The 6,882-nt window shown below is 69.8% G+C and carries 4 protein-coding genes; 2 read left to right on the top strand and 2 right to left on the bottom strand.

Translation table 11 applies throughout. The annotated features are described in order from the left end of the window. Nucleotides 1-86 precede the first annotated feature (86 nt). Both QH290_RS19495 and QH290_RS19490 read right to left on the bottom strand, forming a co-directional pair. Nucleotides 87-848: a 3-hydroxyacyl-CoA dehydrogenase gene (locus QH290_RS19495; RefSeq protein WP_280384366.1), complete on the bottom strand. Its 762-nt coding sequence runs from the start codon at nucleotides 846-848 to the stop codon at nucleotides 87-89. Nucleotides 849-1,185: 337 nt separating this feature from the next. Further along, nucleotides 1,186-1,617, bottom strand: coding sequence for a type II toxin-antitoxin system Rv0910 family toxin (locus QH290_RS19490; RefSeq protein ID WP_280384365.1), 432 nt, complete (start codon nucleotides 1,615-1,617; stop codon nucleotides 1,186-1,188). Between the two features lie 73 nt (nucleotides 1,618-1,690). Here QH290_RS19490 and QH290_RS19485 point away from each other — a divergent pair, with 73 nt between their 5' ends. Further along, nucleotides 1,691-5,158, top strand: a complete 3,468-nt coding sequence (locus QH290_RS19485) for a serine/threonine-protein kinase (protein WP_280384363.1) — start codon at nucleotides 1,691-1,693, stop codon at nucleotides 5,156-5,158. A gap of 170 nt (nucleotides 5,159-5,328) precedes the next feature. Next, on the top strand, nucleotides 5,329-6,639 hold the full coding sequence (locus QH290_RS19480; RefSeq protein WP_280384362.1) for an ABC transporter ATP-binding protein: 1,311 nt from the start codon (nucleotides 5,329-5,331) through the stop codon (nucleotides 6,637-6,639). Nucleotides 6,640-6,882: the final 243 nt, after the last annotated feature.

Raw genomic sequence — 6,882 nt, 5'->3', positions numbered from 1 at the left:
CGGGCGGCGGGGGGGCGCGGGGCGGCGCCGGGGGGGGGGCGGGCGGGCGCCCCCCCCCCCCCGCGCCGTCGGGTCGTCTCGACCGCTCAGCGCGGGGCCATGCGGATGGCGCCGTCCAGGCGGATGGTTTCGCCGTTGAGCATGGGGTTCTCGACGATGTGGCGGGCCAGTGCGGCGTATTCGGCGGGGTTGCCCAGGCGCGAGGGGTGCGGGACCTGGGCGCCGAGGGAGTCGATGGCCTCCTCGGGCAGCGTCGCGAACAGCGGGGTGTGGAACAGGCCCGGTGCGATGGTCAGCACGCGGATCTTCAGGCTCGCCAGGTCGCGGGCGATCGGCAGCGTCATGCCGACGATGCCGCCCTTGGACGCCGAGTAGGCGGCCTGCCCGATCTGGCCGTCGTAGGCGGCGACGGAGGCGGTGTTGATGATGACGCCGCGCTCCTCGCCGACCGGCTCGATGGCCGAGATGCGTTCGGCGGCAAGGCGGATCACGTTGAACGTGCCGATCAGGTTGACGTTCACCACCTTGGTGAAGTCGGCGAGCGGGAAGGCGCCCTTCTTGCTCACGGTCTTGATCGCGTTGCCGATGCCGGCGCAGTTCACCGCGATGCGCAGGTCGCCCAGGGCCTGAGCGGCGTCCAGCGCGGCCGTGACCTGCTCCTCATCGGTGACATCGGCGGGTGCGAACACCGCGCCCTCGCCGAGTTCCTTGGCGACGGCCTCACCGCTGGAGGACGGCAGGTCGATGATGACGACCTTCGCGCCCTGGGCGTGCAGTTCCTGCACGGTCGCCAGGCCCAGCCCGGAGGCGCCGCCGGTCACCACGGCCACGGTGTTCTTGATCTGCATGAGACCTTCCCTTCTGTTCTGCGGCTGTGCTGTTCCGCGTTGGCGTCAGAGTAGCGGCCGGTTCGGGATTAAGTAAATAACCGTTCGGCCAGCGGGCGACATGGGATGTGCGTATCGATGACCGCATATCTCACCATATGCACTGGTAGTAGTGCATCTCTATAGGAGACAGCGAAGTCGTGCGCAGTCGTCATGTTTTGCCGAGTTCGCCAGTTCTCCCGGTCGGGCCAAACAAGAACATGTTACAGTTTGGCACCGGTCTGCGCCAAACCACGCGGTTCCGGCGATACACGAAGGGGCGGCCCGGCAGACCGGACCGCCCCACATTCCGCACCCGTCAGGCGTACAGCTCCACGAACCGATCCAGCGAACGGTCGATATCGCCCTTCAGGGCCCTGGCCACGCCCGTGCCGATCGGGCCGAACAGCGGACGCCCGCCGAGATCGATGTCGACGGTGACCTCCGACCCCGCGCCCTTCGGTGCGATCGACAACTCCAGCCCGAACTTGGTGCCGCCCTTGCCGGAGCCGCTGAGCGCCAGGCGCTTCGGCGGCTCGGCGGCGCGCACGGTCCACCGCACGCGATTGCGCAGGCCCTTCACCGACGCGACGCCGACCAGTTCGGTGCCGACCGTCAGATCCTCCGGGACGCTGCCGCGCCACGCCTCGTGCATCAGCAGCCACCGGTGCAGCTCGCGCAGATCGGCCGCGTGCGACCATGCCTCGTCGGGAGAGATCGGCACGTCGACCGATACCTTCAGTTTTGCCACGCGTTGCATGTTAACCAGGGCCGTCGGGGAATATCCTCATCAGTAACCGGTCGAAGGTTGTATCGAGGTCGACGTGGCGTATACCGATCCGCTCTCCACGCAACGCGCGCTGATCTCAGGGTTCGCGGCGGAGCTCGACGCGGCCGGATTCACCGGCGCCACGGAGGTCGGCAGCGGCGGCTTCGGGGTCGTCTACCGATGTTTTCAGCCGGCGCTGGAGCGCACCGTGGCGATCAAGGTGCTGACCGCGGACCTGGAATCGGAGAATCTGGAACGGTTCGTGCGCGAACAGCTCGCGATGGGGAAGCTGTCGGGTCACCCGAATATCGTCAGCGTCTTCGAGGTGGGGTCCACCGCGACCGGGCGGCCGTTCATCGTCATGCCCTACCACGCGCACGGGTCGCTGGAGGGCCGCATCCAGGATTACGGCCCGCTGAGCTGGCAGGACGCGGTACATGTGGGGGTGAAGATCGCCGGGGCCCTGGAGACCGCGCACCGGCGCGGCATGCTGCACCGGGACGTGAAACCGGGCAATGTCCTGCTCGACGAATACGGCGAGCCGCAGCTGGCCGATTTCGGAATCGCCCGGCTGACAGGCGGATTCGTGACAACCGCGGGCACCATCACCGGATCACCCGCCTACACCGCGCCCGAGGTGCTGCAGGGACACGCGCCCGATGTGACCGCCGACGTCTACGGCCTGGCATCGACGCTGTTCTGCGCCGCCACCGGTCACGCGGTATTCGAAAGGCGCAGTGGCGAACAGCTGGTCGCGCAGTTCCTGCGCATCACCAAGCAGCCGGTCCCGGACCTCGGCGAGGCGGGGCTGCCGCCGGACGTGACCGCGGCGATCGAGGCCGCGATGTCCCGGGACCGCAATGAAAGACCTTCTACCGCAGCGGAATTCGGTGCGGTGCTGCGCGATGTCCAACAGCGTCACGGGCTGGCGGCCGACGATATCCCGATTCCGCTCCCCGCCGCCGAACCGCCCGTGCACCGCTCCGCCGCGACGCCCACCGGCTCCGGTGCCCGGCGTACCTCGGGGTCGCGGGCCTGCACGCCGACGCCGCCGGTCGCGGCCACCCGGCTGCGCCCTCCCGAGCCCGCGCGCGAGCTGGTCGAACGCGATCGCCTGATCGAGACGCTGCGCGACGGCCGGGGGCGGCGCCTGGCCGTCATCCACGGTCCGGCCGGATTCGGGAAGACGACGCTCGCCGCGCAGTGGTGCGCGCTGCTGTGCGCCGAACCGACCGCGGTGGCGTGGTTGACCGTCGACCACGACGACAACAACGTCGTCTGGTTCCTGTCGCACCTCATCGAGGCGATCCGGGTGGTACGCCCGACGCTGGCGCGCGAGCTGGGCGAGCTGCTCGAGGAACACTGCGACGACGCCGAGCGGTACGTGCTGACCTCGCTGATCAACGACATCGACGGGCGCGGAGAGGATCTGGTGGTGGTGATCGACGACTGGCACCGCGTCACCGATCCGGATACCACCAACGCGCTGCGCTTCCTCATCGAAAGCTCCAGTCCCACACTACATCTCGTGGTGACCAGTCGGCATCGCACCGGACTGCCGCTGAGTTCCATGCGCGCCCGCGACGAACTCGTCGAAATAGACACCGCCGCTTTGCGTTTCGAGGTCGACGAGGCGCAGGAGTTCCTGGTGGATCTGGGCGGGCTGGACCTGGACCGCGGCGACGTCGAGGATCTCACCGAGTCGACCGAGGGGTGGGCCGCCGCGCTGCAGCTGGCCGCGCTGTCGCTGCGCGGCAGCGACGATCCCGGCGCCCTGGTCGGGCGCCTGACCGGCCGCCACCATGCGATCAGCGAGTTCCTCGCCGAAAACGTCTTGGACACACTGGAACCCGGGACGCTGGGTTTCATGGTGTCGACCTCGATCACCGAACGCATCTGCGGCGAGCTGGCGACCGCGCTGACCGGCGTGGCCGACGGGCAGGCGCTGCTGGAACGGATCGAGCAGCAGGATCTGTTCCTGCGCAGGCTCGATGACGGCCACTGGTTCCGATACCACCACCTGTTCCAGGATTTCCTGCGCCAGCGGCTGGAACACGGTCCGCCCGAACGGATCACCGAGCTGCATCGCGCCGCCTCGGCCTGGTTCGCCGAGCACCGGCTCGTCAGCGAGGCGGTCGATCACGCGCTGCTGGCCGGTGACGAACAGCAGGCCGTGCAGATCGTCGAGCGTGACGGGATGGCGCTGCTCGAATACGGCCAGATGGCCGGCCTCATCGGGCTGGTCGGCAAGCTGCCCGCCACCACGGTCGAGACGCATCCGCGGCTGCAGCTGGATCTGGCGTGGGCCGATATCCTGCTGCACCGCGCCGATCCGGCCGAGCGGGCGCTGCGGCTGGCCGAGGAGCAGCTCGACCGGGGCGGGGTCGACGAGACGGTGACCGCGAACCTGCGCGCCGAGGCGGGTGTGGTGCACGCGGTGGTGACCGTGCGCGCCGATGTGCTGGGCGGGGTCGAGGAGATGCTGGCGCCGTGTTTCCGGCGCGCCGACCAGCTGTCGCCATATGTGGTCGCGATCGCCGCGAACGTCGCGACCTTCGCCGCCGGATATCGCTGCGAGTTCGACGAGGCCGTGCGCATCCAGGAGTGGTCCGCGCCGTACATGCGGCGAAACAAGGGCAGCTACAACAATATTCACGGCCTGTGCTTCCTCGGGCTGGCCGCCGGGCTGCGGCTGGACATCGTGGCGGCCGAGCAGTACTTCCGCCGAGCGCTGAAGGCCGCCAAGCAAACCGGCGGCACGCACTCCTACGGGGCCCGGCTGGCCGGATCGCTGCTGGGTGAACTGCTCTACGAGCGCGGGGAACTCGCCGAGGCCGAACGGCTGCTCGACGAGGGGTACAAGCTCGGCCCGGAGGCGGGCGTGGTCGACTTCAAGCTGGCCCGCTATGTGGTCGGCGCGCGGATCAAGGCGCTGCGCGGCGACCGTGCCGCGGCGATCCGGCGGCTCAACGAGGGGGCGCGGGTCGCGCGCTCGATGGCGCTACCGCGGCTGGGTGCCGAGGTGGAGAACGAACGGTTGCGCCTCGGGCTGCCGCCGCATCCGGAATTCGGCCGCCTGCCGGTCGTGGACTACGAGCACCGCCGCAATCCGGTCGATGCGATCGACGAGTTCACCGTGCTGTACGAGGAATTCACCGCGATCCGCCTGCTGCTCGCGCGCGGGGCGACCGATCTTGCCTGCGCCTGGGCGGAGGAATGGGTGGACCGGCTCGAACGCTTGGACCGCCCGCGCGAACTGCTGAAGGCGCGCCGGCTGCTGGTCGCCTGCCTGGCCGCCGCCGGGCGCACGGAGGCGGCCAAGGCTTTACTGGCCAAGGTGTGTGCGCAGTGCGCGGACCTCGGCTCGGTGCGCTACGTGCTCGACGGCGGCCCGCACGTGGTGTCCACCCTCGCGGCCCTACGCGAGGACCAACTGGCCGACCGATGGAACCCCCAGTGGCCCGACGTCCCCGCCCCCTTCCTCACCACCCTCGTCGAAGCCCAAGCAGCCCAAACAATCTGACCCACCCTCGCCTCCCGCACCCTCTCCATGTTCCGGCACTCTCCTGTTCACGCACCCCTTCCGTGTTCTCGCATACCGTGCATGGGCTTGCAGAGGGTGCGGGAACACGGAAGGGGTGCGTGAATTGTGCTCGGGCTGCGGTTTCGGCGACGGTGGTGCAAGGTGGGGCCGTGCACAGCATCGTCCTCGAGCAAGTTGGCGTGAACTATGGTGGGCGCGCGTTGTTCACCGGTATCGACCTCACCGTGCCGAGCGGTGCGTGTACGGCGGTGGTGGGGCCGAGCGGGGTTGGGAAGACCACGCTGCTGCGCCTGCTCAACCGGCTCGCGGAACCTTCCACCGGCCGCATCCTGCTCGACGGCGTGCCCCTCGCCGAGCTCGACGTGCTCGCGCTGCGGCGGCGGGTCGGCCTGGTGCCGCAGCATCCGGTGCTGCTGGCCGACGTCGTCGTCGACGAGGTGCGGGTGGGTCGGCCTGCGCTGTGGGACGAGCAGGTGGGCGCGCTGCTGAATCGTGTCGGCCTGCCCGAGTCCTTCGTGCACCGGCGGTGCGCGGAGCTGTCCGGCGGTGAGGCGCAACGGATCTGCCTGGCCCGCGCCCTCGCCGTCGCCCCGGAGGTCCTGCTCCTCGACGAACCCACCTCCGCCCTCGACGAGGCCGCGGCCGCGGTGCTCGCCGACCTGATCCGCGCCCACTGCCGATCCGGCGGCAGCGCCGTCCTGGTCAGCCACGACAGCGAATTCACCGGCACCGTAGCCGACGACATCCTCCTCCTCGAGAACGGACGGCTGGCCCCACTCGGCACAATGAGCGAAATGCCGCTCGCCCCGAGCAAATCGACCCCAGACGCCGCGTACCAGTCCCCGGGCACTGAGCCCGGAGATGCTGAGGCCGCGTGTACTGAGGTCCGGCGGACTGAGCCCGGAGGTGCTGAGGCCGCTCGTACTGAGATTCGGGGTGCTGAGGCCGCGCGCACTGAGATTCGGCGTGCTGAGGTCGAGCGCACTGAGATTCGGCGTGCTGAGGTCGCAGGTGCTGAGGACCGGGGTGTTTCGGTCCCGGGCGGGGAGGGTGCCGGTGCTCCGGTCCCTGGTGCGTCCGTTCCGGGCGCTGAGCCCGGAGGTGCCGAGGTCCGGCGTGCCGAGGCCGCGCGTACTGAGGCCGCGCGTGCTGAGGCCGCGCGTGCTGAGGTTGCGGGTGCTGAGGACTGGGGTGTTTCGGTCCCGGGCGGGGAGGGTGCCGGTGCTGCGGTCCCAGGCGTGTCCGCTCCGGGCGCTGCGAACGGGCCGAACCCAGCCGTGCCGGGTGGAGGCGGGGCGGGTGCGAGCGGTGGGCGGGCGCCGTGGTGGCGGGACGGCCCGGCTCCCGACACTTCGGGCGGGGTGAGTCCGGATGTTCCAGGTGGGGCGACGCGGGATGCTTCGGGTGGGGCGAGTGCAGATGGTCCGGGTGGGGAGAGTCCGGATGCTTCGCGTGGGTGAGTCCGGACGGTTCGGATGGAGCGAGTCCCGACGCTTCACGCGGGGTACGTCCGGATGTTCCGGGTGGGGCGACGCAGGGCGCTTTGGGTGGGGTGAGAGTGGGTGGTTCGGGTGGTGTGAGTCCCGACGGTTCACGTGGAGTGCGTCCGGATGTTCCGGGTGGGGCGACGCAGGGCGCTTTGGGCGGGGTGAGAGTGGATGCTTCGGGTGGGGGAGAGCGGATGGTGCGGGTGGGGTGAGTTG

It is taken from the genome of Nocardia wallacei (assembly GCF_029869545.1).
Classification (GTDB): domain Bacteria; phylum Actinomycetota; class Actinomycetes; order Mycobacteriales; family Mycobacteriaceae; genus Nocardia; species Nocardia wallacei_A.
Note: the sequence above shows the minus strand (reverse complement) of the source record. Positions and strands in the feature narration are given on the sequence as shown.